Origin of the sequence: Pantoea sp. Z09 (genome assembly GCF_022394795.1) — a bacterium.
Taxonomy (GTDB): Bacteria; Pseudomonadota; Gammaproteobacteria; order Enterobacterales; family Enterobacteriaceae; genus Pantoea; species Pantoea latae.
On sequence record NZ_CP092373.1, the window covers coordinates 635979 to 661859 of the forward strand.

The window sequence follows — 25881 nt, forward strand, 5'->3', positions numbered from 1 at the left end:
GCTCACTGACAGAAGGAAGATATCGATGAATAAGACTAAGATTGCCCAAACGCTGATGGCGGTAATGGTTGGTTCCGCCCTGTTAAGCGGCAGCGCCCTGGCTGACGACTCAATGACGCAGAAAGCGCAGCAGAGTGCGGACAACGCCGGTGCGAAAATCAATAGTTCTATGAAAAAAGTCGATGGATTTATGGATGACAGCGCCGTCACCGCAAAAGCCAAAGCGGCTCTGGTGGATGACGAAGCGATAAAAAGTACGGATATCTCCGTGAAAACGCACGATGGCGTAGTGACTCTGAGCGGTTTTGTCGCCTCGCAGGATCAGGCTGAAAAAGCCGTCGCCGTGGTGAAAAACGTGGAAGGTGTGAAATCCGTCAGCGACAAACTGCACGTTAAAGACAGCAAATCACAAAGTTTGAAAGGATATGCCGGAGATGCGGCAACGACGAGCGAAATTAAAGCTAAACTGTTAGCCGATGACATCGTCCCGTCGCGTAACGTCAAGGTAGAAACCACCGACGGCGTTGTTCAGCTCTCAGGAACCGTCGCGACTAAAGCGCAGTCGGATCGCGCTGAAAGCATCGCGAAAGCCATTGAAGGCGTTAAAAGCGTTAAGAATGACCTGACCGTGAAGTCTTAACGTCGTGAGCGCGGCGTCCGCGTGACGCCGTACTGACAAAACAAAACCCAAAATGGGAAAGAAACGAGCAGTTCGATTTCACTAAGGTAAGGAGAGGCTTATGTTTCGTTGGGGTATTATTTTTCTGGTAATTGCACTGATCGCGGCGGCGTTAGGATTTGGCGGCCTCGCCGGTACGGCAGCATGGGCGGCTAAAGTTGTCTTCGTTGTTGGTATTATTCTGTTCCTCGTGAGCCTGTTTACCGGCCGCAAACGACCCTGACCGGTTGAGTCATTCTGATTTTTGCAACGAGCATGCATAAAGCGGAGACCAGCCAGCCGCCGCGCAGCGTAAAGGAAAACGCATCACGCGCGGCGGCAGCCGCCAGCTAGTCTGGCGGCGGGTCAGGAGACAACATGGCTGGTTCTCCGGGATGCTGCTGAATTCAAACGGATAAACGCAACAGCAGACCTCTGAACCCTTTCTGAGGAACAGAAGTGGGTATTCGGATCCCCGTTACGCTGGGCGCGATTGAGCCCTTAGCCCTTTCCCCTTTTAAAGCGCGTAAAATCGCTCTGGTCTGCGAAGGCGGCGGACAGCGCGGCATCTTTACCGCAGGCGTGCTGGACGAGTTCCAGCGGGCGAAATTCAATCCCTTCGATCTCTTTATCGGCACCTCGGCCGGGGCGCAAAATCTCTCTGCCTTTGTCTGCGGCCAGCAGGGCTACGCGCGTCGCGTTATCACGCGCTACACCACCAGCAAACTCTTTTTCGATCCGCTGCGCTTCGTGCGCGGCGGCAACCTGATCGATCTCGACTGGCTTATCGACGTGACGCGGCGCGAACTGCCGCTGTCGCTGGAGAGCGGCAAGCTGCTGTTCGACAGCGGCCGCGAGTTCTATATGTGCGCCTGCCGCAGCGACGACTACACGCCCGGCTATTTTGCGCCGACCAGCGCCAACTGGCACGATCTCATCAAAGCCTCCAGCGCCATTCCCGGCTTTTACCGGCTCGGGGTCGACCTGGAGGGCATTAGCTATCTTGACGGCGGCATCAGCGACGCCATCCCGGTGCGCGAGGCGGCGCGGCGCGGCGCCGATACCATCGTGGTGATCCGCACCGTGCCGTCGCAGATGTTTTATACGCCAAAATGGATGAAGCGCATGGAGCGCTGGCTGAGCGCCAGCGCGCTGCAGCCGATGATCAACATCCTGCATCATCACGAAGCGAGCTACCGCGAGATCCAGCAGTTTATCGAGCAGCCGCCAGACGACCTGCGTATCATTGAAATCTATCCGCCGCACGTGCTGGCGAGCATGGCGCTCGGCAGCCGCGTCGCGTCGCTGAATCAGGACTACCATCTGGGGCGGCGCTGCGGCCGCTACTTCCTGGCGACGCTGGGACAGTGGCTCAGCGACGCCGAGCCGTTCGTGCGCTATACCACCGTCACGCCGCCGGCGCCGGTCGCCAACGCGCCCGACAACCGGCCGATCATGACGCCGCCGGTCGCAGGCAACGACGCAGACTATGATGAAGGGTCGCTGGCATGAGATTTACTGACACCCACTGCCATTTCGATTTCCCGCCTTTTGCCGGCGATGAGGAAAAGAGCATCGCGCGCGCCGCCGAGGCGGGCGTCGAGCGCATTATCGTACCGGCGGTGGACGCCAGCCGCTTTGCGCGCATTGTGGCGCTGGCGGCGCAGCATCCCGCACTTTACGCGGCGCTCGGCCTGCATCCCATCGCTATCGATCAACACGAGGACGCGCATCTCGATCAGCTGGAGAGCTGGCTGCAGAGGCAGCCAGCAAAGCTTGCGGCGATAGGCGAGATCGGCCTCGACCTCTATATGGAGAACCCGCAGTTTGCGCGTCAGGAATTTTTGTTCGACGCGCAGCTGCGGCTGGCGAAGCAGTACGACCTGCCGGTGATCCTCCATTCGCGCCGCACCCACGATAAGCTGGCGCTGCATCTGCGCCGTCACGACCTGCCGCGCCGCGGCGTAGTGCACGGCTTCGCCGGCAGCCTGCAGCAGGCGCAGGCCTTTATCAAACTCGGCTACGCCATCGGCGTCGGCGGCACCATCACCTACGCGCGCGCCAGCAAAACCCGCAACACCCTGGCGCAGCTGCCGCTGGAGGCGCTGCTGCTTGAAACCGACGCGCCTGATATGCCGCTGCACGGCTTCCAGGGCGAGCCGAACCGGCCGGAGCGGGCGTGTCTGGTGTGGCAAACCTTGTGCGAGCTGCGCCCGGAGTCGCCGCAGGCGATCGCCGAGGCGCTGTGGCGCAACACGTGCGCGCTGTTCAACCTGCCTGCGTAATCTTCTCTCAATGTGATAATAGTAACATTGCGCCTCTCTGCGTTATAATAACGCCATCGCTTTCTGTTGCTGATAGCGGTGTGACGGATAACACATTCGCCAGCCGCTTGAATTGTTAGAATTATCACATTCAGCCGGCGCTTTCGCGCCTGTTTGTTATCTGGAGAACACTATGACTGACATTACCGCTGCGGCGCAGCGCGCGCTGCACCTGATGGATCTGACCACCCTGAACGAAGACGACACCGATGAAAAAGTGATCGCCCTCTGCCGCCAGGCGAAATCGCCTGCGGGCAACACCGCCGCCATCTGCATCTATCCGCGCTTTATTCCGGTGGCGCGCAAAGCGCTGCGGGAGCAGGGCACGCCTGAGATCCGTATCGCTACCGTGACCAACTTCCCGCACGGCAACGACGACATCGACATCGCGCTGGCGGAAACCCGCGCGGCCATCGCCTACGGCGCGGATGAAGTCGACGTGGTGTTTCCCTATCGCGCGCTGATCGCCGGCAACGCCCAGATCGGCTTCGATCTGGTGAAAGCCTGTAAAGAGGCGTGCGCTCAGGCTGACGTGCTGCTGAAGGTGATTATCGAAAGCGGCGAGCTGAAAGAGGAAGCGCTGATCCGCCAGGCCTCTGAGATCGCCATCGACGCAGGCGCGGACTTTATCAAAACCTCCACCGGCAAGGTGCCGGTCAACGCCACGCCGGAAGTGGCGCAGATCATGATGAGCGTGATCCGCGATAAAGGCGTGAAAGAGCAGGTCGGCTTTAAACCGGCCGGCGGCGTGCGCAGCGCGGAAGACGCGGCGCTCTACCTCAAGCTGGCGGACGACATCCTCGGCGAAGGCTGGGCCGACGCGCGCCACTTCCGCTTTGGCGCCTCCAGCCTGTTAGCCAGCCTGCTGAACGCGCTGGGTCATCAGACCGCCAGCAGCAAAGCCGGCTACTGATTGCGTGACGGCGGCCGCTGGCCGCCATTCTCATCTCAACCCTGATCATGGGGGCGATTGTGTTTCTGCCGCAAGAAATTATCCGTAAAAAACGTGACGGCCAGGCGCTGAGTGAAGAGGAAATCCGCTTCTTTATCAACGGCGTGCGCGACAACAGCGTGTCGGAAGGCCAGATTGCCGCGCTGGCGATGACCATCTTTTTTCACGATATGTCGCTGCCGGAGCGCGTGGCGCTGACCATGGCGATGCGCGACTCCGGCACCGTGCTCAACTGGCGGTCGCTCAACCTCAACGGGCCGGTGGTCGATAAACATTCGACGGGCGGCGTCGGGGACGTGACCTCGCTGATGCTGGGTCCGATGGTGGCCGCCTGCGGCGGCTATGTGCCGATGATCTCGGGGCGCGGCCTCGGCCATACCGGCGGCACGCTGGACAAGCTAGAGGCGATCCCCGGCTTCGACATCTTCCCGGACGACGATCGTTTTCGTCAGATCATCAAACAGGTCGGCGTGGCGATCATCGGCCAGACCAGCTCGCTGGCGCCGGCGGACAAGCGCTTCTACGCCACGCGCGATATCACCGCCACCGTGGACTCTATCCCGCTGATCACCGCCTCGATTCTGGCGAAAAAGCTGGCGGAAGGGCTGGACGCGCTGGTGATGGACGTCAAGGTCGGCTCCGGCGCCTTTATGCCCACCTTCGAGGCGTCGCACGATCTGGCGCAGGCGATTGTCGGCGTGGCGAACGGCGCGGGCTGCACCACCACCGCGCTGCTCACCGATATGAATCAGGTGCTCGCCTCCAGCGCGGGCAACGCGCTGGAAGTGCGCGAAGCGGTGCGCTTTCTCACCGGCGCAGAGCGCAACCCGCGCCTGCTGGAGGTGACCCTGGCGCTGTGCAGCGAGATGCTGATCTCCGGCAAACTGGCGGCCAGCGAAGAAGAGGCGCGCGGCAAGCTGCTGCAGGTGCTGGACAGCGGCCAGGCGGCGGAGGTGTTCGCGCGCATGGTCGCCGCGCAGGGCGGCCCGGTCGATTTTGTCGAGCGCCACGACGCTTATCTGCCCCAGCCGATGCTCAGCAAAGCGGTCTACGCCGATCGTCCCGGCATCGTCAGCAGCATGGACACACGCGCGCTAGGGATGGCGGTGGTGGCGATGGGCGGCGGGCGTCAGCGCGCCAGCGACAGCATCGACTACAGCGTGGGCATGAGCGATATGATCACCCTGGGGGAACGCGCCGACGCGCAGCGCCCGCTGGCGATGGTGCACGCCAGCAGCGAGGCGAGCTGGCAGCAGGCGGCCGCAGCGGTGAAAGCGGCGGTGACGCTGAGCGACAGCGCGCCAGAGACGACGCCAGTGGTTTATCGCCGGGTCACCGCCAGCGACGGCTAAGCCTGAACAGCGGATAATATGGCACGGGCCGAGCGGGCAGGGATGCGTCCCGGCGATCGGGCCCTGTTATCCGCGGCCATATCTGACGTGACGAAGCCGCAAATCTGCGGCTTTATGCTGCCGTCAGGCAGCCATTCGGGTATACTGATCTGATCGCTTTTTTTTGACTTGTCACGCGCGCAGGCGCAGGAGACTTGCATGAAACGTGCTTTTATTATGGTGCTCGATTCCTTTGGGATCGGCTCAAGCAAAGACGCCGAAAAATTCGGCGACGCAGGATCGGACACGCTGGGCCACATCGCCGAAGCGTGCTTTAACGGCGAAGCGGACAAAGGCCGTAAAGGCCCGCTGCATCTGCCGAACCTCACCGCGCTCGGCCTCGGCAAAGCCGCCGAGCTTTCCACCGGCCGCTTTCCGCTGGGCCTCGATCCCAATGCAGAGATCACCGGCGCCTACGCCTACGCCAGCGAAATCTCCTCCGGCAAAGACACCCCGTCCGGCCACTGGGAAATCGCCGGCGTGCCGGTGCTGTTCGACTGGGGCTACTTCAGCGACAAAGAGAACAGCTTTCCGCAGGAACTGCTCGACAAGCTGGTGGAACGCGCCGATCTGCCGGGCTATCTCGGCAACTGCCACTCTTCCGGCACGGTGATCCTCGACCAGCTGGGCGAAGAGCATATGAAAACCGGCAAGCCGATTTTCTACACCTCGGCGGACTCGGTGTTCCAGATTGCCTGTCACGAAGAGACTTTCGGCCTTGAGCGCCTCTATGAACTGTGTGAAATCGCCCGTGAAGAGCTGACCGAAGGCGGCTACAATATCGGCCGCGTTATCGCGCGCCCGTTTGTCGGCGACAAAGCGGGCCACTTCGAGCGCACCGGCAACCGTCACGACCTGGCGGTGGAACCGCCTTCGCCGACCATGCTGAAAAAGCTGGTGGACGAAAAGGGCGGCGAAGTGATTTCAGTGGGTAAAATCGCTGACATCTACGCTCAGCAGGGCATCACGCAGAAGGTGAAAGCCACCGGCCTGGACGCGCTGTTCGACGCCACCATCGAGCAGATGAAACAGGCGCCCGACCAGTCGATCGTCTTTACCAACTTCGTCGATTTCGACTCCACCTGGGGTCACCGTCGCGACGTCGCCGGCTATGCGGGCGGGCTGGAGCTGTTCGACCGCCGTCTGCCAGAGCTGATGGCGCTGGTGAAAGAGGATGACATTCTGATCCTCACCGCCGACCACGGCTGCGACCCGACCTGGCAGGGCACCGAGCACACGCGCGAGCATATTCCGATTCTGATCTACGGCCCGAAAGTGAAACCCGGCTCGCTGGGCTACCGCGAGACCTTCGCGGACATCGGGCAGACGATCGCGCACTATTTTGGCCTGTCCGATATGGACTACGGCAAGAGCATGCTGTAAACAGAGCCGCTGAATTTAAAAAGGACAAATCATCATGGCAACTCCTCACATTAATGCAGAAATGGGCGACTTCGCCGACGTGGTACTGATGCCGGGCGACCCGCTGCGCGCAAAGCACATCGCGGAAACCTTTCTGGAAAACCCGGTTGAAGTGAACAACGTGCGCGGCATGCTGGGCTACACCGGCACCTATAAAGGCCGCAAAATCTCCGTGATGGGTCACGGCATGGGCATCCCGTCCTGCTCGATCTACACCAAAGAGCTGATCACCGACTTCGGCGTGAAGAAAATCATCCGCGTCGGCTCCTGCGGCGCGGTGCGCCCGGACGTGAAGCTGCGTGACATCGTGATCGGCATGGGCGCCTGCACCGACTCTAAAGTCAACCGCATGCGCTTTAAAGATCACGACTTCGCGGCGATCGCCGACTTCGATATGGTGCGCAACGCGGTTGACGCGGCCAAAGCGCTGGGCGTAGACGCGCGCGTCGGCAACATCTTCTCTGCCGATCTGTTCTATACCCCGGATCCGCAGATGTTCGACGTGATGGAGAAGTACGGCATCCTCGGCGTGGAGATGGAAGCGGCGGGCATCTACGGCGTGGCGGCGGAGTTCGGCGCGAAGGCGCTGACCATCTGCACCGTGTCGGACCATATCCGCACCCATGAGCAGACCACCTCTGCCGAGCGTCAGACCACCTTCAACGATATGATTAAGATCGCGCTGGAGTCGGTGCTGCTGGGCGACTAAGCCTGCGACTGCCTGTTCCCCGTGCCGGTCGGCGCGGGGAACATCCCGTTACGTTCGTAACATTCTCACCAAATGACACACTTTTCTCGACTCCTGTGCATCTTCCCGCTGGTGCTGCTCTTTTAGCTGCCTATCATTAGCGCGACTACAAAAAATAACTCATCTGCCAATGCCGCCTAATGAATTTCCGCAATTTCGAAGCTGAAGAAAAGCTCTTCGCGCGCCGTGCGCTGGTCGCCTTCGCGCTGGTCGTGACCTGTTTCATTATCCTCGGCGTCAATCTCTATCGTCTGCAGGTGCGCGATCACGGCTACTACCAGACGCGATCTAACCAGAACGACATCAAAATGATCCCCATCGCGCCGACGCGCGGGCTGATCTACGATCGCAACGGCATTCCGCTGGTGCATAACGTCACCTGGTACGACATTATGCTCACGCCGTATAAAATCGACGATATGCAGGCGACGCTGAAGGCGCTGACGCCGATTGTCGATCTGACGCCGGAGGAGATCGACACCTTTACCCGCACCCTGAAGCAGAACAGCCGCTACAAGCCGGTGGTGCTGAAAGAGGAGCTGACCGACGAGCAGGTGGCGCGCTTCTCGGTCAACCAGTACCGCTTTACCGGCGTCAGCATCGACACCTATCAGGATCGCGAATACCCCTACGGCGCGGATCTGGCGCACGTGGTCGGCTACGTCTCTAAAATCAACGATAACGACTATAAGCGCCTCAACGCCGCCGGCATCGCCGAGAACTACGCCGCCGATCACAACATCGGCAAGCAGGGCATTGAGGGGTATTACGAGTCGCTGCTGCACGGCAAGCCGGGCTATCAGGAAGTGGAAGTAGACAACCACGGCCGCATCGTGCGCGTGCTGAAAGAGGTGCCGCCGGTGGCGGGTAAAAACATTACCCTGACCATCGATCTTCATTTACAGCAGTACGTTGAAAGCCTGCTGGCCGGGCAGCGCGCCGCGGTGCTGGTGGAGGATCCGCACGACGGCTCGGTGCTGGCGATGGTCTCCAGCCCCAGCTACGATCCCAATCCCTTCGTGAAGGGCATCAGCTACCAGGCCTACAAAACGCTGCTGCAGGACAAGAACCTGCCGCTGATCAACCGCGTCACCCAGGGACTCTATCCGCCCGCGTCGACGGTAAAACCCTATATGGCGATGTCGGCGCTGCTGACCGGCGTTATTACGCCGCAGACCAGCTTCTTCGGTGCGCCCACCTGGACGCTGCCGGGCACCGATCGCCGCTACCGCGACTGGAAAAAAAGCGGCCACGGCATGCTCGACGTCACCAAAGCGATTGAAGAGTCGGCCGACACCTTCTTTTATCAGGTAGCTTTTATGATGGGCATCGATCGTATTCACAGCATGCTTAGCCAGTTCGGCTACGGCAAATCGACCGGCATCGATCTTAACGAGGAGTACAACGGTCTGCTGCCGAGCCGCGACTGGAAGCTGAAAGTGCATAAGAAGGGGTGGTATCAGGGCGACACGGTGTCGGTAGGCATCGGCCAGGGCTACTGGATCGCCACGCCGATTCAGATGGTGAAGGCGATGGTGGCGCTGATCAACAACGGCAAGGTGATCGCGCCGCATCTGCTGGCGAAAGCCGAACGCGGCAAATCGGTGGAGATGTATCAGCCGTCGCTGCCTCAGCCGCAGATTGGCGACGCGCGTTCGCCTTACTGGGCGCTGGTGCGCCGGGCGATGTTCGGCATGGCGAATGCGCCGAACGGCACCGGCTATAAATATTTCCATACCGCACCCTATGGCATTGCGGCCAAGAGCGGCACCTCGCAGGTGTTCAGCCTCAAGCAGAACCAGACCTACAACGCGAAGATGATCCCGGTGCGCCTGCGCGACCATATCTTCTATACCGCGTTTGCGCCCTTTAACGATCCGAAGGTGGCGGTGGCGCTGATTCTGGAGAACGGCGGCAACGAAGGGGTAACCGCCGCGCCGGTGATGCGCGAGATCCTCGATCATATCTTCCTGCCGCCGCCGAGCGATGCGCCGGTCGAGACGGCGCATCAGCCTTAACCGACGGGCAGAACAAGGCCTCAGTTAAACCAGCTGCCGGCCTTTTTCTCCCGCGCTTTGCCTTCGCTCTGCAGCAAATCGCGTCCGCCCTGCGACAGGTTGCGCGTCGCATCCGCTTCCGACTGGACCACGTCGGTGCGCGCGGCGCGCGATTTCAGATCCTGATCGATATACTCATCTTCGCGCGCCACCCGTGCTGCTTCGCGCTTCAGCGCCAGCTTGCGCTGCTCCAGCTCCAGCTGGCGCAGCTCATCCTCATAGCTTTGATCGCGCTTCTTGTCGGCCTGATGCTCTGCCAGCACGCGCGATTTTTCCGCCGAGGCGGCGGCGTCGCGCTGACGCTGACGTTCCGCGCTGGCGGCGGCGATTCTGGCGCGGCGCGCGTGCTCTTCACGCGCCTCGCGGTCGAACCTCGCCTGACGCGCATCCTCCTGCGATTGCTCCTGCGCTTTGCCGGCGTTCTCGGCCGCCGCCACGGCGGCAAGCTGATCCTGCAACGACGCGGCTTCGGCGCTGAGCGTCGCCGTCAGGCTAAAGGTCACCAGCGAGAGGAAAGTGATAACAGATTTCACCTATCCTCCTCAGGCTTTCTTCGGACAGGCCGTGTTCGGCTGGATGCGCGTTTCGTTATTTTTGGTCGAGATCACCACGGCCAGACCCGAGGTAAAGTCGCAGGTGCGCCCAACCTGGGTCGAGGTAAAGACTTTGGTGCCCTCTTTGTAGGTCAGCGACACGCCGTCCACCAGGGTTTTATCGCTGACCAGCGAACCTGCCGCCGCGCCGACCGCGCCGCCGCCCACCGCGCCTGCGGTCGTGCCGAGGCCAGAACCGGTGCCGACGTTATGGCCGGCGACGCCGCCCGCCACCGCGCCGAGGATGGCGCCGAAGGTCTGCGCCGCTTGCTTATTGCGGGTGTTATCCACCGCCACTTTGGCAGGCAGGATAGAGATGATATTAACGGTCTTGGTTTCTTGTTTGTTGTTGAGCTGCGTGGTGTCGTAGACGTTTGCCGCATAGCTGTCGGCGTTGCTCTGACAGCCCGTCAGGACCAGAGGGGAAAGAATACTTAACAGTAATAATGGTTTGGTCAGCGTCATCTCGAAAACTCCTTTTAAGAAAAGTCCGAATTAATAGCACGTCATGCTGAGATGAAAAGTAGGTGCTACCAGAATTAGAAAAATAACTGATGTGATCGGCGAAATTTGTCTTAAGGCAGGAAAATAGCCAGCGCTAAACGCAATTCAGAAAGCGGATAAAATTGTCTTTAATCATGGTGTTGTGTCAGAGGTCTTAAAATCTCGCGCTATCGAGTTCCGAAATCATATTATTTAAGGCAAATTTCCTGATAATCCAGTTGAGCATTATTTATGTTTAAGGCGAATGTTTGTTCATTGCCGGTTAATTGCATCGCTGTGGCGGTTAAAATAAATGCACACCATTTTACTGGCGGCATCGACTGGTGATAACGCAGTCTGGTGCCGCTCAGGGGCGGGGGGTCCTCGCGCCGCTTACGCGGTCCCTTCACGTCATTCTTCTGCCTGACGGACCGGTGGGGATGGAACATCCCTGTTCCAGCCCCACCTTTCGCCCGCTTCCCTGCGGGCTCTCCTGGCAGACTCACTCTGTTCAGCGCTGCGAATTGCCCGCCCCTGAGCGGCTCCAGCCTGCTGGCCAGCTTCCGTGGGCGCTGCTGGAAAAGGACGGCAAAGGGCACCGCGCAGCGGCGCGAGGACGGCCCGGCAGAGGAGGAGGTGCAGTGGCCCGCACCAGCATGCCCACACGCGTAAATAAAAAGGCCGCCATTTAGAGAACATAGCGGCCTTACATGAACATGAGCTTAACTGACAAGCATTAGGCACAATGCCGGCTTTTCTGGCTACTCCTGACTCAGGGCTTCGGTGACGTGGCTGATAGCGCGCACCACTTCCGACGAGCTGTCGCGCAGCTCGCTGATAACGCCGCCCGCCTGCTGGGCCAGTACCACGCCGTGATCGGCGCGTTTCATATTGGATTCGATGCTTTTCAGCGCCTTCGACGCCAGCAGATGGTTCTGCTGCACCCGGCTTTCGATCTCGGTGGTGGCCTGGTTGATATTGGCCGCCAGCGTGCGCACCTCATTTGCTACCACCGCGAAGCTGCGGCCGTGGGCGCCCGCGCGCGCCGCCTCCACCGCCGCGTTAAGCGCAATCAGGTTGGTCTGATCGGCGATGCGGCGAATGCTGGCGACAATCGCGCCGATGCGGTCAGAGGAGTCGCTGAGGTCGGAGATATCGTCGGAGATGCCGTGTAGCTCGCCCGCCAGCGCATTGATGGTCTCTACGCTGTTTTCGATCACGCTGGCGCCGTGGCGGGTGCTTTCCCGAGTCTGCAACGCGGTCTGGTAGGCCTGCTGCGCGGCGTCGCGCTCCAGCTGGTTCTTCTCGACCTGCGCCGTGACGTCAGTGGCGAATTTCACCACCTTATACAGAATGCCCTCCTCATCAAAAACCGGGTTGTAGGTGGCGCGCAGCCAGATGGTGCGGCCCTGTTTATTCACCCGCTGGAACTGGCCGGAGATAAATTCGCCGCGGTTGAGCTTTTCCCAGAACGCTTTGTATTCGGCGCTCTGGCGCAGCTGTTCGGAACAGAAACGGCTGTGCGGCAGGCCGATGACCTCGTCGGCGCGATAGCCCATGGTTTTGAGGAAGTTGGCATTCGCCTTCAGCACTTCGCCTTTGAGGTTAAAGGCGATGACCGCCATCGATCGCTCAATGGCGGTGGTCATGGCGCGCTGCTCCTGGGCGTCGACGATGCGCGCGGTAATATCGGTGGCCAGCTTGACGATTTTCACCACGCGGCCGCTGCGATCCTGCACCGGCACGTAGTTTGCCTCCAGCCAGACCGGACGGCTGTGTTTCGCCAGCCGCAGGAACTTGTCGCTGAAGCTTTCGCCGCGCTTCAGGCGCAACCAGAAGTCGCGGTAGTGCGACGACTGCACGAAATCGGCGGTGCAAAACAGGCTGTGATGCTGGCCGACGACCTCGCTGAGCGCGTAGCCCATGCGGTCGAGAAACAACGGGTTAGCGCCCAGGATAATCCCTTCCGGCGTGAACTCGATCATGGCGATAGCGTCGTTTAGCGAGCTAAGGGTGGCCGAGGAGTGGGTTTTATTTTGCCACGCAAGGCGTGACAGAAGACCTGATGAAATAGTAGAAAACATGGTGCACCTTATTATGGGTATGAAGTGTCACGATCGTTATCGGCACGGCTGGTGAAAAAGCCAGCGCGGCGGGCGGCGAATGCGGGTTTTTTTACCAGTTGGTCTGCGGGTTGCTATAAAACGCAGCAGTCAGTGACAATTTGATGAAAAGCGTTTGACGCTGTGAGGGCATTAAGGTTTAATGCGCCCCGTTGCCCGAATAGCTCAGTCGGTAGAGCAGGGGATTGAAAATCCCCGTGTCCCTGGTTCGATTCCGGGTTCGGGCACCATGAATTAAAGAACCCAGCCTTATGGCTGGGTTTTTGCTTTTGTGCGGAACCCGTCATCGAACCGGTTCGATAACCTCGCCGCGTCCTGCGGCTCGCCCTGCGGGTTTGCCGCGCAGGCGCGACAAAGCAAAAATGCTCCCGGCATTTTTGTCCGGGTTCGGGCACCACGAATTAAAGAACCCAGCCTATGGCTGGGTTTTTGCTTTGGTGCGGAACCCGTCATCGAACCGGTTCGATAACCTCGCCGCTTCCCTGCGGCTCGCCCTGCGGGTTTGCCGCGCAGGCGCGGCAAAGCAAAAATGCTCCCGGCATTTTTGTCCGGGTTCGGGCACCACGAATTAAAGAACCCAGCCTTATGGCTGGGTTTTTGCTTTTGTGCGCAAGCAAAATAATCAAAGACGCAAACGCCATTCCAAAAAAGTGTCAGCCTCACTCCCTCATATCAAACAGATCAAGCCTCATGCGCACCCGGCAGCACCGCCGCCATCGCCAGCGCCAGCGCGGCAAAGCCCAGCAACGTCGCACCCGCGCCAAACCCTGCATAAAACGCGCCGAACAGCGCCGATCCTGCCACCTGACCAGCCGCCAGCATAAAAAACGCCACGCCAACGCCCGAGGCGGCTGAAGCAGGAGTCGCGGCTGCGCCGTAGACCAGCAGCACGCCGGAGAGCGTAACGTAGCCCGCGCCGCCCAGCGCCACGGCGGGAAACAGCCACCATGAAAAACCGTTCAGGCTCGCCAGTAGCAGCAGCGGCAGCGCCATCGCGACCTGCGACAGCCGATAAATCTGCGCCATGCTGAGCCAGCGCCGCGCCAGGCCGGTCAGCGCGCCGGCAATGCCCGCGCCGCCGCTGATCAGCCACAGCAGGCTGCTGTCGCGTCCATCCAGATGAAGATAGTTACGCAAAATCTCCGGGCCGAAGCTCCACCAGGCCGCGCTGGCGGATCCGCTGATAAACGCCACGATCCCCAGTCGCAGCAGGGATCGTTGCCGTACCAGATCGCGCCAGCTAAGCCGATCTTTTTCTGTCACGCGCCGATCCTTTGGCAGATAGCGCCGCGCCGGCAGCAGGCAGATCAACGCCAGCAGCGCAAAGAGCACGCAGGCCACGCGCCAGCCGCCTGGCAGCAGCAGCAGCACCGGCACGGAGAGCATAATGCCCGCGCTGGTGCCGGCATTGATCGCGGTATTGGCGGGATCCTGCTGCGCAGGCGGCAGCGTGTCGCCGACCGCGCTGGCGACGGCAGGCGAGGCGACGCCCGCGCTCAGCCCGGCGATAAACAGCCCGGCGGCAAGCATCAGCGGGGAAACGGCGCAGGCGAGCAGCAGCAGCCCGCCCGCGGCGCAGAGCGCGGCAAGGCAAGCCGAGGCGCTGGCGCCAAAGCGCGCCACCAGCCCAGGCGCGGCGGCGGTGGACACACAGTAGGAGAGATAGCTGCAGGCGGTCAGGATCCCGGCAAGATGCACGCTAAACGGGATCTCCTCGCTCACCGCAGGCATCATCAGGCCCCAGGAAAAGCGCGCCAGCCCGTAGGTGACGGCAATCAGGGAAAAGCCGGTAACGCCCAGCGCCAGGGAAGATCTCATCGCGGCCTCTCCCACGACAGCAGCTGCGCGGCGGCTTCGCCCGCGTGCTTCGCCGCGTCCGGACCGAGCATCAGCGCCGAAATCACCGCGCCTTCAAACAGCATCCAGACCGCATTCGCCAGCCCCTCATCCGCCACGCAGTCGCCGATATAGCGGCGCAGCGCGTAGCGATAGTCGAGCGCATGCGCCGCCAGCATCGCGTCTTTCTCCGCATATTCGCCCCAGGCCTTAATAAAAAAGCAGCCCTGCGCGCCATACTGCTCTGTCCATGCGCCCAGCGTCTCGAACAGCCGCTGTAGCGCCTGCGGATGCTGCGCAGGCAGCAGGTCGCCGAAAAATCGCGCGCGCCGCGCCGCCATCACGCTGAGGGTCAGCGCCTCGCGCGAGGCAAAATGATGGTAGAGCGTGCGCGTCGAGACGCCCGCTTCCCGGCAAAGCTGGTCGGTGCTGGTGGCGTGAAAACCGTTGTTGTAGAACAGCCTCTCAGCCGCCTGCAAAATATCATCGCGTTTGTTCATCTGTTAAAAGTAAACCGATCGTTTTACTTTTGCGTAGTAGCGAGGCGATTTTTTTCTGACGATGTGAAAATTACTCCAGGCAGCGCAAATAACGCTCGCCCGAGCGCCTTACCACCTGCTTCGCCTCTTGCGTCACATCCTGACCTTCGAACGCGCCATAGAGCCGGGAAAAATCCAGCGCGTCGCAGCGGCGCAGAATGTCGCTCACCGCCGCAGCAGAGAGCGGCAGCATATTGGGATAGCTCCACATAAAAGAGACCGCATCTTTGCCCGGCGCCACCTGAATAATATCGCCCGCCAGCACCACGCCGCCGTTGGCTTTCCAGTGCAGCACGCAGCCGCCGGCGAAATGGCCGCCGAGCCGCACAATATCCACCTCGCGGTTGAGCGGCAGCACGTCGCCCTGCCAGAACTGAATGGCAGGAGTGTCGCGCATTACCCACTGGCGATCGTCGGCGTGCAGGTAGATCGGCGCATTGAACTCCGCCGCCCACGCCTGCATGGTGGTGTAGTAGTGCGGATGAGAAATGGCGATTGCGGAGAGGCCGCCGATCCCGTGGATCAGTGCCGCGGTGGCGGGATCGAGGTTGGCGATGCAGTCCCACAGAATATTGCCGCCGCCGCTGCGCAGTAAAAGGGCGCGCTGGCCGATGGCGAAAGCCGGCACGGTTTTTATGCTCAGCAGGCCCGCTTCGAGCTGCTGCCACTTATTCTGATGGCTGCGCGTCAGCGCGGCAAAATCGATCCACTGCTGGCCGGTGGCGGGCACCCACTGCCGTTCGTCCTCGCAGATTAGGCAGCGTTGCGGCGAAGCCGCCTCGTAAGCGGTGCCGCAGGTGACGCAAAGTTTCATTTTTTATCGCCTTATCCAGGAAAGGTATTCTGACTATAGCGGGTGGCGACGCCCCGGCCGGTATAGCGGCTAAATATGACGCGCTGCCGCTGAGTGTGGCGGAAAGCACGCTTTAAACCAGATAAAATCCCGTTATTAAGCGGATAAATCGCCGCTCATCACGTTTCCAGCGCCTCTCTTTACAGAAATATCCGCACAGGCAAAATACATCTTATTTCTCAACGTCCGCGTGCCATGTCTGAAGAAGCGCTGCGCCAGCAGATACAGATTTTGAAAAAGCATAATGCGCGACTCAAGCGTATAGCGCATGACGCCCGCAGCAAGCTCGACGCGGCGCTGGACGGCACCGGGCTCTGCCTGTGGCAGCTCGATATTCCTACCGGCAAGCTGGTGATTTTTAACCGGCGCTGGGGCGCGATGCTCGGCTATCAGCCGAAAGAGAGTCGGGCGCTTTTCTCTGAGTGGAAAGAGAGCCTGCATCCTGACGATGCCGCCGAGGTGCTGAAGGCGTTCTACGACCATATCGACGGCAAAGCGCCTTACTATGAGGCGCTGCACCGCATGATCGCCAAAAACGGCAGCATCACCTGGGTGCTGGATCGCGGTCGCATCAGCGAATGGGACGAGCAGGGCAGGCCGCTCAAGGTCACCGGTACCCATATCGACATGACCAAAGAGAAACAGTACGAAGCGCAGCTGGCAATGCTGGCGAATCACGATCCCCTGACGCAGCTCGCCAACCGTCACGCTCTGCGCAACGCTTTTAGCCAGATGCGCCAGCAAGAGGCGCTCTGCGTCGCCTTTATCGATCTCGACGACTTCAAGCATGTCAACGACACCTTCGGCCATCGCAGCGGCGACCGGCTGCTGATCCAGCTTAGCCAGCGGCTGAGCAAAGCCTGCCCCGAGTCGGTGGTGGCTGGCCGCCTCGGCGGCGACGAATTTGTGCTGCTGATGCCGTTCGGGCAGGACGATCCGCAGGTGGCTGAGGTCAGCTACGCCTGCCTCGAGGCGGCGATCGCCCCTTTCGAACTGGAAAACGGCACCGCCACTATCGGCGCTTCAATCGGCATTGTGCAGGCGCGGCCGCAGGAGGGCTTTAGCGCGGTGCTGAGCCGCGCCGACGAGGCGATGTACCGCATTAAGCGCAACGGAAAAAACGGCGTCGGGCTGGGATAGGCGACCAGGCCTTTCTGCCGCCGGGCTATGCGCGCGGAATCAGCCAGTTTTTCAGCCAGCGCGTCAGCAGCGGCATCCACAGCCAGACCACCAGCGCGACCACGGTTGCATCCCCTAGAAAATGTCCCCACAGCGTGCCGCGGCTGGCGGGCAGCAGCGCGCCCCAGAGCGGCGGAACGATCAGGGTCGAGGGAAAAATCACCCCCAGCGTCAGCAGATACTGTTTCCACTTCGCCGGACGCGGCGCCGCCTTGCTGGTGGGAGTAAACCAGAACGCCGCGCCGGGGCGCACGTCGATATGCTCCGGGCCGGAAAGCAGCTGCGGCAGCTCGCTAATCAGCCTCTTGCGCGCGTCGGACTGCGTCCAGTTGAACAGATTGTCGAGGCTGTCGAAGCGGATCAGCACGGTGTAGACGCTTTCGCCGTGTACCGGGCGCAGCACGTTTACCCCAAGATGACCGGGAAACTGCGCCGCCTGCGGCATAATTTGCTCCAGCCACTGCTCATACGCCTGCTGTTTCTCCGCCTGTACGCTGTGGGTGATCACCAGCGTGACGTGACTGGCCTGATGCGGATTGTTCATATCGCCTCCCGGCGCGCTAAAAGTGATTTACAGCGGTTGCGCTGTTGGATACAAAAATACGAGATGAGAATCCTTATTGTTAGCGGAATGATTTTGGGTTGTTGTTCAACAATTTTTGGGGAGAAATAAGGAATGCGATTAAACCTCGAGGCGCTGCTGATCCTGGATGCGCTTGACCGTCACGGCACCTTTGCGGCCGCGGCGGCGCGGCTGTTTAAAACCGCGTCGGCGTTAAGCTATACGGTGCAGAAGATGGAAGGCGACATGAAGATCACGCTGCTCGATCGCTCCGGCCATCGCGCCACGTTCACCCCAACCGGACGGCTGATGCTGGAAAAAGGCCGCGCGCTGCTGCGCGCCGTCAACGAGCTGGAGCAGCAGGCGCGCTACGTCGAGAGCGGCTGGGAGAGCAACCTGACTATCAGTGTCGACGCCTCGGTGCCGTTCTCGCTGCTGTCACCGCTGATTGACGAATTTTATCAGCAGCATCCCCATACCCAGCTGCAGTTTCGTCAGGATGTGCTGGCGGGCTGCTGGGAGGCGCTGAGCTACGGTGAGGCGGATCTGGTGTTCGGCGCGGTGCAGGAGCCGGCGACACGGAAAGATATCGGCTGCGTGGCGCTGGGCTGGCTTGACTATGTGTTTGCCGTGGCGCCGGGTCATCCGCTGGCGCAGATGCCGGAGCCGCTGCTGCGTGAGCAGATCCGTCAGTATCGCGCGGTCACGGTGCACGACTCGTCGCGCCACGGCGCCGGCGTGGATTTGCGCGTGCTGGATGAGCAGAAGACGCTAAGCGTGCACGATTTTCACGCCAAGCTGCAGGCGCAGCTGGCCGGGCTGGGCTGCGGCTATCTGCCGCGCTATCTCGCCGCGCCGCATCTGGCCGACGGCACGCTGGTGGCGCGCCAGCTCGACAGCGAAACGCGGCGCGATATGGCCAGGCTGGCGTGGAATGAAGGCGCCAGCGGCAATGCGGCGCGCTGGTGGCGCGACCGGCTGCAAACGCTGCCGGGGCTGGGCGACATTTACGCCGCGCCCTAAGCGGCAGGCGCGCGGTTTGTGCACCGCGCGCCTGCGTTTACAGCGAGATAAAGTGGTGCGCTTTCGGCGGGCCTTCGCCCTGATGGAATGCCAGCACCGCCGCCTGCAGCGCCGCGTCCGCTTTTGACACGCGCTGATGCTGACGCAGATGCTCCTGCCACGACTCCACTAAAAACCACTCCTGAATCAACGCCGCATCCTCGGTGTGCGTCATCACGCCCCAGGCGTAGGCGCCATCGCGACGGCGCGCCAGCGCCAGCTGATGAATAGCTTGCAGAAAAGCGGGGCGATCCGCCTCCGCCACGCGATAGTGGATCTGCACCATCACCGGGCCGCGACGCGCGTCGATGCTCTGCGCCACCGCCGGTTCCTGCCAGTGCAGCGCCGGCTGCAGATCCGCCTCGCCCTCCGGCAGCGCTTTGCGGCGCAGCAGCAGCGCGCTCAGCATCAGCGCGACGGCGGCGATGGTCAGGGTGACGACCACGCCCGCCAGTTGCGCCACCAGACCCCACAGCAGGCTGCCGCCCGCCAGCGCGCCGTTGAACACCATCAGATAGACCGCCAGCCCGCGTCCGCGCACCCAGTCCGGCAAGACCGCCTGAGCGACGCCGTTCAGCGTGGTCAGGGCGACGATCCAGCCGCTGCCCAGCACCAGCATCAGCGCCAGCGCCAGCCACTGCGGCGGCGTCAGCGCCAGGCCGAGCATCACCAGGCCATTAATGGCCGCAGCGAGCAGCAGCAGCGCGTCGGCGTTCATTCTGACGCGCAGACGCGGCAACAGCAGCGCGCCGCCGATGGCGCCGAGGCCGACGGCGCCAAGCATCAGCCCGTAGAAGCCCGCCGTGCCCTGCAGCAGCTGGCGCGCCACCAGCGGCAGCAGCGCCCAGAGCGCGCTGGCGAAGAGAAAGAACATCGCAGCGCGAAACAGCACGCGATGCAGTTCGCGGCTCGCTTTGACATAGCGCAGCCCGGCGCGAAACGCGCCGAAGAAGTGCTCGTTGAGCGCATCCTGCGCTTTGGCGGGCCGCTTCCAGCAGAGCAGCGCGGCGATAACGATAAAGTAGCTGGCGACATCCGCGCCGTAGGCGGCCATCGCGCCGAGGCTCGCCAGCAGCAGGCCGCCGGTGGCCGGGCCGATAGCGCGCGCGATATTAATGCCGAGCGAATTGAGCGCGACGGCGTTTTTCATCTCCTGACGCGGCACCAGCTCCGGCACAATCGCCTGCCAGGCCGGGCCAAACAGCGCCGCGCCGATGCCGCCGACGAAGGTCAGCCCAATCAGCCACTCGGCGGTGAGCCAGTTATTATGAGAGAGGATCAGCAGCGTGCCGCTGACGCTGGCCATCAGGATCTGAATGGCGATCAGCAGGCGGCGACGGTCGAAAATATCGGACAGCACGCCCGCCGGCAGCGCCAGCAAAAACACCGGCAGCGTGGCGGCGGTCTGCATCAGCGCGACCGCGGCAGGGTTGTCAGAGAGGCCGGTGATCAGCCAGGAGCTGGCGACATCGCGGATAAAGCTGCCGGTATTGCCCAGCACCGACGCGCTCCATATCAGGGCGAACATCGCATAGCGAAAGGGGGAAAAGGCGCCGCCCGCAGGCGAGGGGGTCATGCTCTGGCTCATCTTCTTTCTCCTGCCGCGCCGGTGAGCGCAGCGTTATTAAGTGGTGATAGCTTGAACATTACGAGCACGCTGCCAGGCTTGATAGCGGAATATCTGCGGCAACTTGACCAGGATTTTTTCACAAGTTCAGGGCGCAAAAATCCTTGAACATCTTATTAAAATTTCTGCTTTAGGTTTTCCCCACCCGCCAGGTTAGGTTGATTAGCAACAGACATCATCACTGATAACGGAGAACGGATATGAGCACCTTCACGACGAAAGATGGCGTACGCATTTACTTTAAAGACTACGGCAAAGGTCAGCCGGTGCTGTTCAGCCACGGCTGGCCGCTGGACGCCGATATGTGGGAAAGCCAGCTGGTTCACCTGGCGGAAAACGGCTACCGCGCTATCGCCTTCGACCGCCGGGGTTTTGGCCGCTCTGACCAGCCGTGGGAGGGCTACGACTACGATACCTTCGCCGACGACATTCACGGGCTGATTGAGCATCTGGGCCTGAACGACATTACCCTGGTGGGCTTCTCAATGGGCGGCGGCGACGTGTCGCGCTACATCGGCCGCTACGGCACGGCTAAGGTGAAAAGCCTGGTGCTGCTGGGCGCGGTGACGCCGATTTTCGGCAAAACCGCCGATCACCCGGAAGGGCCGGAAAAAGCGGTGTTCGACAACATTATCGCCGGGCTGCGCAGCGATCGCGCCCAGTTTATTAAAGAGTTCGCCACACCGTTCTACGGCACCAATGCCGGACAAACCGTTTCGGATGGCGTGCTGACCCAGACGCTGAATATTGCGCTGCTCGCCTCGCTGAAAGGCACCATCGACTGCGTCACCGCCTTTGCCGAAACCGATTTCCGTGGCGATCTGGCGAAAGTCGACGTGCCGACCCTGATCATTCACGGCAGCAATGATCAGGTGGTGCCTTTCGAAGCCACGGGCAAACTGGCGCACGCGCTGATCGCCGGTTCCGAGCTTAAGGTTTACGACAACGCCCCGCACGGTTTTGCCGTAACGCATCAGGATCAGCTTAATCAGGACCTGCTGGCCTTTTTACAGCAGCATTAAAGAAAATCTGTGAAAACGCCCTGATGGGCGTTTTCTTATTCCTGCTGCGCCTCAAGCTGGCGCTATAAATAGCGGTCGCCGCAGGTTCACTGCCGCTAATGCTGGCTAAGTTGATCATTTATCGATCATTTTTAATGACTTAGCAGTCAAAATAATCCTTTTTGCCGCTTCGCTTTATTAACGCGCTCGACTTGCGCTCCTTTTGTAGAATTTTCTTAATTTTATCGCCAAAACGATCGTTTTGTGATCAACAGCTTCGCTTATAACCACTGACACGCCTTCTCCTTACGCTTCGCTTAAAAGATCCCATTCATCCAGAATAAAGGTTAAATAGCCATGTTTTGATGGCTTATAACCACAAACCGCAACAAGTGAGCGCCGTTTTAGACATGTTAATCACTGCTAAACATGATTTAGCGAGGAAATAGTTGGCTGGATGATTTGTTTGTTATCAAGCATAACTTTTTGAAACGGCCAGGCAAGCAAAACTTGATCCATTAATTTTAAAAGCTACATTTAACCCTGCGCCATCAACGCTGATGAAGCGTAGGCTGTGATATTTTTATTATTAATCCTTAAGAGGAACACAGTATGTCTCAATATCGTGGTGGAGCTGGAAACTTTGCGGTTGATCGTGAGCGCGCAGCGGAAGCGGGAAGAAAAGGCGGCCAGAAGAGCGGCGGCAATTTCAAAAACAACCCTGAACGCGCTATCGAAGCTGGCCGCAAGGGAGGGAAGATCAGCCGCCGTAGCTGAAATATCAGGAAGTTAGATGGAGCAACAGTCAACATCTGACCGCGAGCGAGTCATCTTTTTTCTCTTTTAGTTCTCCTTGCGAAACACCTTTGACCGAAACCCGGTGCTGACGTGCATTGCGCATGGGTATCGCCTTAATTAAACCGGACAGGTTTTTTACCCGTCCGGTTTTTTTAATTCTTTTTGACCCGAGAAGGCTTTGCTGCATTTACTTTCAGATTAAGTCGTTAACTCGCAGCCGACAGCGCCGTTTAAAAATCAGTATAAATTTATACAAGCCATAGTAAGTTTGTACAATTATAATCAGCCCGCCGCCATTTAATTTCACTCAGCAGGATAAAAATAAAATACGGTAACTCATTGGTGTAAATGGAAAAATGCATTTTACATGCCACTTTTGCGCAACAGGCGACAAATTTTTTTAAATATTGCGCTACAAAAAACACAGCGGTTTATCTGGTCTCAAAAAGGGCGCATGAAAAAGGTGGAGACCAGTCCTGCCATGTCGACGCAGAGAAAATATTTTGCAGCGTGACAATCGCGCTGGCGTTGAGACAGAGAGGATAGAGGCGTGGCGCGCGCTGGCAGCAGCACAACCTAATCCCCACGCGGTTTCTGCTGAGAGCCTGAATAAATAATGTGGCCGTTAAGGCGGCAGGCTGAATAAAGAAATGGCCTGCTGCTTAATTAGCTTTTTTCCTAAAACCTGATGGCACAACAGACAGCGTGAAAGTATGCGCTTACTCGCTGCCTGGATGAAGGAGGAAAAGCTGGCTGGCCCGGCGGCAGAATTACGGCGAGGTGGGCTGCCAGGTGGCTGGTGCCTGCGCATCGATGCGCCTCGGCAGCAGTTTCGCGTCGTAGAAGGCGTCTGCGATGGTCTGCTGCTCCGCCAGGTCACTTTTTTTCACCGGCTCGACCTGATAGCTGCGCTGCGCGTTGGCTTTTTCAATGGTGGCCACCGGCAGCTTGCCCCACAGCGGCGACAGCAGCGCCGCCGCGTCGGCCGGATGCGCTTTCAGCCAGGCCGCTTCCTGCTTCAGCGCCTGATAGACGCTGTTCAGCACCTGCGGATGCGCGCTGGCGTAGGGCGTGGAAGCCAGATAGTAGCGCTGGTAGTTCGCCAGCCCTTTGCCGCTGGTCAGCACGCGCGCGTGCTGCTCTACCTGCGCGCTGGTGACATAGGGTTCCCAGGTTACCCAGGCCGCCACGCTGCCGTTCTCCAGCGCCGCACGTCCGTCAGCGGGCGTCAGCCACGCCGGCGAAATATCGCTAAACCGCAGCCCGGCTCTATTGAGCGCGGCGATCAGCAGGTAGTGGCTGCCCGCCGCTTTGGTGACGGCGATTTTCTTGCCTTTGAGATCCTGCAGCGTTTTGATTGACGAGTCGGCGGGCACCAGAATCGCCTGCGCCTGTGGCGACGGGGTTTCACGCGCGTAGTAGGTCAGGCTGGCGCCGGCCGCCTGCGCAAACAGCGGCACGGTGTCCGCGACGTCGGCGGAGAGATCGACATTATTGAGGTTAAGCGCCTCCAGCAGCGGCAGTCCGCTGGAGAACTCATGCCAGCTGACGTTGACGCCCTGCGCCGCCAGCGCTTTATCAAGGTCGCCGCGCTGCTTGATCAGCATCAGCAGCGTAGAGGATTTCTGGTAGCCGATGCGCAGGGTCTCTTCTGCATGAGAAGCGAACGCAAAAAGCGCGGTGAGCAATAGCGCACCGCGCAGTCGGGGACGAAAAGGGTTGTTCATGGGCGTTCCTGGTGAAGGGTTATCATCAGGTTGATGATAAAAGCGCGTCAGGGACGCGCTAAACGCCTTTTTTGCATAAGCTTTGCGGCGGGGCGGGAAAGGGTCAGTCAGCCATCAGGTGGCCATACATCGCCATCAGACGGCGCGTCACACCGTTGGTCCAGCCGAAGCCGTCCTGCAGCGGGTATTCGCCGCCGCCGCCGGGGCGCGCGCGCTCGCCGCTGATGTCATATTTTTCCACCAGCTTGTGGTGCAGCTGATAGAAGTTGTTCACCGTGTTCAGCCAGTTCACCGCGATTTCCGTCGCCAGCGTCTCTTCGCCATACTGATTCAGGCCGATAATCGCCATCCACTGCAGCGGCGCCCAGCCGTTAGGCTTGTCCCACTGCTCGCCGCTCTCCACCATCGACGCCACCAGCCCGCCATTGGTGAGCAGCAGCTGGCGCAGCGCAATCGCCTGCAGGTGCGCCTGTTTTGGCGTCGCCAGGCCGACGAACAGCGGCACTACGGCGGCGGCGGTAAAGGCGCCGAAGCGTTCGCGACGCCAGTCGTAGTCGCGATAGACGCCTGCGGTGCTGTCCCACAGGTAGCGATTAATGGCGCGCTTACGCGCTTCGGCTTTTTTCTGCCATGCCAGCGCGGTCAGCTCTTCCCCTTTAGCGTGGGAGAGCGTGGCGATCATCAGCTCCAGCTTGTAGAGAAACGCGTTCAGATCGATAGGGATGAACTGCGTGGTGCGAATGCTCGCCAGACGTTTGGGATCGCGCAGCCAGCGAGAGGAGTAGTCCCACCCCGACGCAGCGCCCGCGCGCAGATCGCGATAGACCTCGCTCGCCGGACGGCTGGAGTGGCGCGCCGTTTTGACATCCTCAATCCAGGATTCGTCGCGCGGCGTGTCGCGGTCGTCCCAGTAGCGGTTAAGCAGTGAGCCATCGGCCATGCGCACCACGTGACGATACGCCTGACGCGGCATCAGTGAGCCGGCGCCGTCCATCCAGAACTGATACTCTTTCATCAGCTGATCGAGATAGCGTTTCGCGCCGCGCACGCCATCCTCTTCAAACAGTTCCACCATCAGCGCGAACACCGGTGGCTGCGAACGGCTCAGATAGTAGGTGCGGTTGCCGTTGGGGATATGGCCGTAGTTGTCGATCAGCCAGGCGAAGTTGTCCGCCATATGGCGCAGCAGGTCGTCGCGTCCGCTCTCCGCCAGGCCAAGCATGGTGAAATAGGAGTCCCAGTAATAGGTCTCGCCGAAGCGGCCGCCGGGCACCACGTAGGGCTTAGGCAACGGCAGCAGCGACGAGTGCGGCAGATGCTGCTGCGGCATCTTGGTTAATACCGGCCACAGCGCGTCGATATGCTCGTTCAGGGTTTTGTCCGGATTCGATACATAAAAACTTTCGTTTATCGCCGGTAAATAAAAATGGTCAGCCACAAAGCGCGCCAAATCGAAATCGCGGCTGCGCTTCTGGCGACGATAACGCATTAATACGTCCAGCGGATCGTATTTTGGTGAGCAGTCCGGAAAGGTTTTGCTGTCTTCAAAGATGCGCGACATCTGCACATGCTCGAACAGCTCCATGTAGCGATCGGCAGGCGTCAACGCGTCCGGCGCCGGCAAGCCTTCAATCAGCTCCGGTTCCGGTTCGGAATCCTGCATACGGTCAAGCTTAAGCTCGTGGGGATCGTATTGATACTCAACTTCCGCCCCTTTGCGAACCTCATCGAATGCGTTGAGTTGCTGGCGATAAGTATTAATAGCGGCCTCCTGGAGTCTGAGGGTTCATAAAAGAAAAATTATAGACTTATCGCGGGGGCGGACAACAATGCAGAATATCTATGAACGTAATAAAAATTGTCTATCAATAGGCTATTTAGCGGAATTGCTCTGCTTATCAAGCAAATAACGCGCTGCGCTTAAAACATTTATTTAGGAGTAATCT

Annotated in this window: 23 protein-coding genes and 1 tRNA gene; 14 read left to right on the top strand and 10 right to left on the bottom strand. The window is 60.0% G+C overall.

What is annotated here, in order from left to right; all coding sequences use genetic code 11:
* Window positions 1-25 precede the first annotated feature (25 nt).
* The 9 genes from osmY (at window position 26) to mrdA (ending at window position 9513) form a co-directional block, all read left to right on the top strand.
* On the top strand, window positions 26-640 hold the full coding sequence (gene osmY / locus MC269_RS03175; protein ID WP_081139747.1) for a molecular chaperone OsmY: 615 nt from the start codon (window positions 26-28) through the stop codon (window positions 638-640).
* 100 nt (window positions 641-740) lie between these two features.
* On the top strand, window positions 741-902 hold the full coding sequence (locus tag MC269_RS03180; protein WP_065426276.1) for a DUF1328 domain-containing protein: 162 nt from the start codon (window positions 741-743) through the stop codon (window positions 900-902).
* Between the two features lie 215 nt (window positions 903-1117).
* Window positions 1118-2170 (top strand): patatin family protein, encoded by a 1053-nt coding sequence (locus MC269_RS03185; protein ID WP_239953897.1) that lies wholly within the window; start codon window positions 1118-1120, stop codon window positions 2168-2170.
* Entirely contained in the window at window positions 2167-2943 is a 777-nt protein-coding gene (locus tag MC269_RS03190) for a TatD family hydrolase (protein WP_239953899.1), read from the top strand. The genes MC269_RS03185 and MC269_RS03190 overlap by 4 nt, the downstream gene beginning before the upstream one ends.
* A 172-nt stretch (window positions 2944-3115) precedes the next feature.
* Window positions 3116-3895 carry a deoxyribose-phosphate aldolase gene (gene deoC / locus MC269_RS03195; protein ID WP_239953901.1) on the top strand — a complete coding sequence of 260 codons (780 nt, stop codon included), beginning with the start codon at window positions 3116-3118 and terminating at the stop codon, window positions 3893-3895.
* A gap of 59 nt (window positions 3896-3954) precedes the next feature.
* The gene (gene deoA, locus MC269_RS03200; protein ID WP_239953903.1) at window positions 3955-5286 is read left to right on the top strand and encodes a thymidine phosphorylase; all 1332 of its coding nucleotides are present in this window, start codon (window positions 3955-3957) and stop codon (window positions 5284-5286) included.
* 198 nt (window positions 5287-5484) lie between these two features.
* Window positions 5485-6708 carry a phosphopentomutase gene (deoB, locus tag MC269_RS03205; protein ID WP_239953905.1) on the top strand — a complete coding sequence of 408 codons (1224 nt, stop codon included), beginning with the start codon at window positions 5485-5487 and terminating at the stop codon, window positions 6706-6708.
* 34 nt (window positions 6709-6742) lie between these two features.
* Complete coding sequence (gene deoD / locus MC269_RS03210) at window positions 6743-7456, top strand: purine-nucleoside phosphorylase (RefSeq protein ID WP_081139735.1); 714 nt, start codon at window positions 6743-6745, stop codon at window positions 7454-7456.
* A 179-nt stretch (window positions 7457-7635) separates the two neighbouring features.
* Entirely contained in the window at window positions 7636-9513 is a 1878-nt protein-coding gene (mrdA, locus tag MC269_RS03215; RefSeq protein ID WP_239953907.1) for a penicillin-binding protein 2, read from the top strand.
* 20 nt (window positions 9514-9533) lie between these two features.
* Here the strand turns inward: mrdA and MC269_RS03220 are convergent, their stop codons facing one another.
* The 3 genes from MC269_RS03220 to MC269_RS03230 form a co-directional block, all read right to left on the bottom strand.
* A complete protein-coding gene (locus MC269_RS03220; protein ID WP_081139732.1) occupies window positions 9534-10085 on the bottom strand; it encodes a DUF5384 family protein in 552 nt (183 codons plus the stop codon).
* A 9-nt stretch (window positions 10086-10094) separates the two neighbouring features.
* On the bottom strand, window positions 10095-10610 hold the full coding sequence (locus MC269_RS03225; protein WP_239953909.1) for a hypothetical protein: 516 nt from the start codon (window positions 10608-10610) through the stop codon (window positions 10095-10097).
* Between the two features lie 779 nt (window positions 10611-11389).
* Complete coding sequence (locus MC269_RS03230; protein WP_081139728.1) at window positions 11390-12712, bottom strand: PAS domain-containing methyl-accepting chemotaxis protein; 1323 nt, start codon at window positions 12710-12712, stop codon at window positions 11390-11392.
* Window positions 12713-12905: 193 nt separating this feature from the next.
* On the opposite strand from MC269_RS03230, the gene MC269_RS03235 reads away from it, so the two are divergent.
* Window positions 12906-12981, top strand: a tRNA-Phe gene (locus MC269_RS03235).
* 451 nt (window positions 12982-13432) lie between these two features.
* On the opposite strand, the gene MC269_RS03240 is transcribed toward MC269_RS03235, so the two are convergent.
* The 3 genes from MC269_RS03240 to MC269_RS03250 all read right to left on the bottom strand — a co-directional run bounded on the left by MC269_RS03240 (window position 13433) and on the right by MC269_RS03250 (window position 15940).
* A complete protein-coding gene (locus MC269_RS03240) occupies window positions 13433-14569 on the bottom strand; it encodes an MFS transporter (RefSeq protein WP_239953911.1) in 1137 nt (378 codons plus the stop codon).
* Window positions 14566-15087, bottom strand: coding sequence for a TetR/AcrR family transcriptional regulator (locus MC269_RS03245; RefSeq protein ID WP_239953913.1), 522 nt, complete (start codon window positions 15085-15087; stop codon window positions 14566-14568). Before MC269_RS03245 ends, MC269_RS03240 begins: the two co-directional genes overlap by 4 nt.
* 70 nt (window positions 15088-15157) lie before the next feature.
* Window positions 15158-15940 (bottom strand): MBL fold metallo-hydrolase, encoded by a 783-nt coding sequence (locus tag MC269_RS03250; protein WP_239953914.1) that lies wholly within the window; start codon window positions 15938-15940, stop codon window positions 15158-15160.
* Window positions 15941-16174: 234 nt separating this feature from the next.
* On the opposite strand from MC269_RS03250, the gene MC269_RS03255 reads away from it, so the two are divergent.
* Window positions 16175-17119 carry a sensor domain-containing diguanylate cyclase gene (locus MC269_RS03255; protein ID WP_239953916.1) on the top strand — a complete coding sequence of 315 codons (945 nt, stop codon included), beginning with the start codon at window positions 16175-16177 and terminating at the stop codon, window positions 17117-17119.
* Window positions 17120-17144: 25 nt separating this feature from the next.
* On the opposite strand, the gene MC269_RS03260 is transcribed toward MC269_RS03255, so the two are convergent.
* A complete protein-coding gene (locus MC269_RS03260; RefSeq protein ID WP_239953918.1) occupies window positions 17145-17702 on the bottom strand; it encodes an antibiotic biosynthesis monooxygenase in 558 nt (185 codons plus the stop codon).
* A 132-nt stretch (window positions 17703-17834) separates the two neighbouring features.
* Between MC269_RS03260 and MC269_RS03265 the strand changes: the two genes are divergently transcribed.
* Window positions 17835-18743 (top strand): LysR substrate-binding domain-containing protein, encoded by a 909-nt coding sequence (locus MC269_RS03265; RefSeq protein ID WP_239953920.1) that lies wholly within the window; start codon window positions 17835-17837, stop codon window positions 18741-18743.
* 37 nt (window positions 18744-18780) lie between these two features.
* Here MC269_RS03265 and MC269_RS03270 read toward each other — a convergent pair whose 3' ends face one another.
* Complete coding sequence (locus MC269_RS03270) at window positions 18781-20370, bottom strand: MFS transporter (RefSeq protein WP_081139716.1); 1590 nt, start codon at window positions 20368-20370, stop codon at window positions 18781-18783.
* Window positions 20371-20609: 239 nt separating this feature from the next.
* On the opposite strand from MC269_RS03270, the gene MC269_RS03275 reads away from it, so the two are divergent.
* Window positions 20610-21431, top strand: a complete 822-nt coding sequence (locus MC269_RS03275; protein ID WP_239953922.1) for an alpha/beta fold hydrolase — start codon at window positions 20610-20612, stop codon at window positions 21429-21431.
* 591 nt (window positions 21432-22022) lie between these two features.
* Complete coding sequence (locus MC269_RS03280; RefSeq protein WP_071997459.1) at window positions 22023-22187, top strand: general stress protein; 165 nt, start codon at window positions 22023-22025, stop codon at window positions 22185-22187.
* Between the two features lie 791 nt (window positions 22188-22978).
* Here MC269_RS03280 and MC269_RS03285 read toward each other — a convergent pair.
* Both MC269_RS03285 and MC269_RS03290 read right to left on the bottom strand, forming a co-directional pair.
* Window positions 22979-23935, bottom strand: coding sequence for an aliphatic sulfonate ABC transporter substrate-binding protein (locus MC269_RS03285; protein ID WP_239953924.1), 957 nt, complete (start codon window positions 23933-23935; stop codon window positions 22979-22981).
* A 103-nt stretch (window positions 23936-24038) separates the two neighbouring features.
* A complete protein-coding gene (locus MC269_RS03290) occupies window positions 24039-25697 on the bottom strand; it encodes an alpha,alpha-trehalase (protein WP_239955060.1) in 1659 nt (552 codons plus the stop codon).
* Between the last annotated feature and the right edge of the window lie 184 nt (window positions 25698-25881).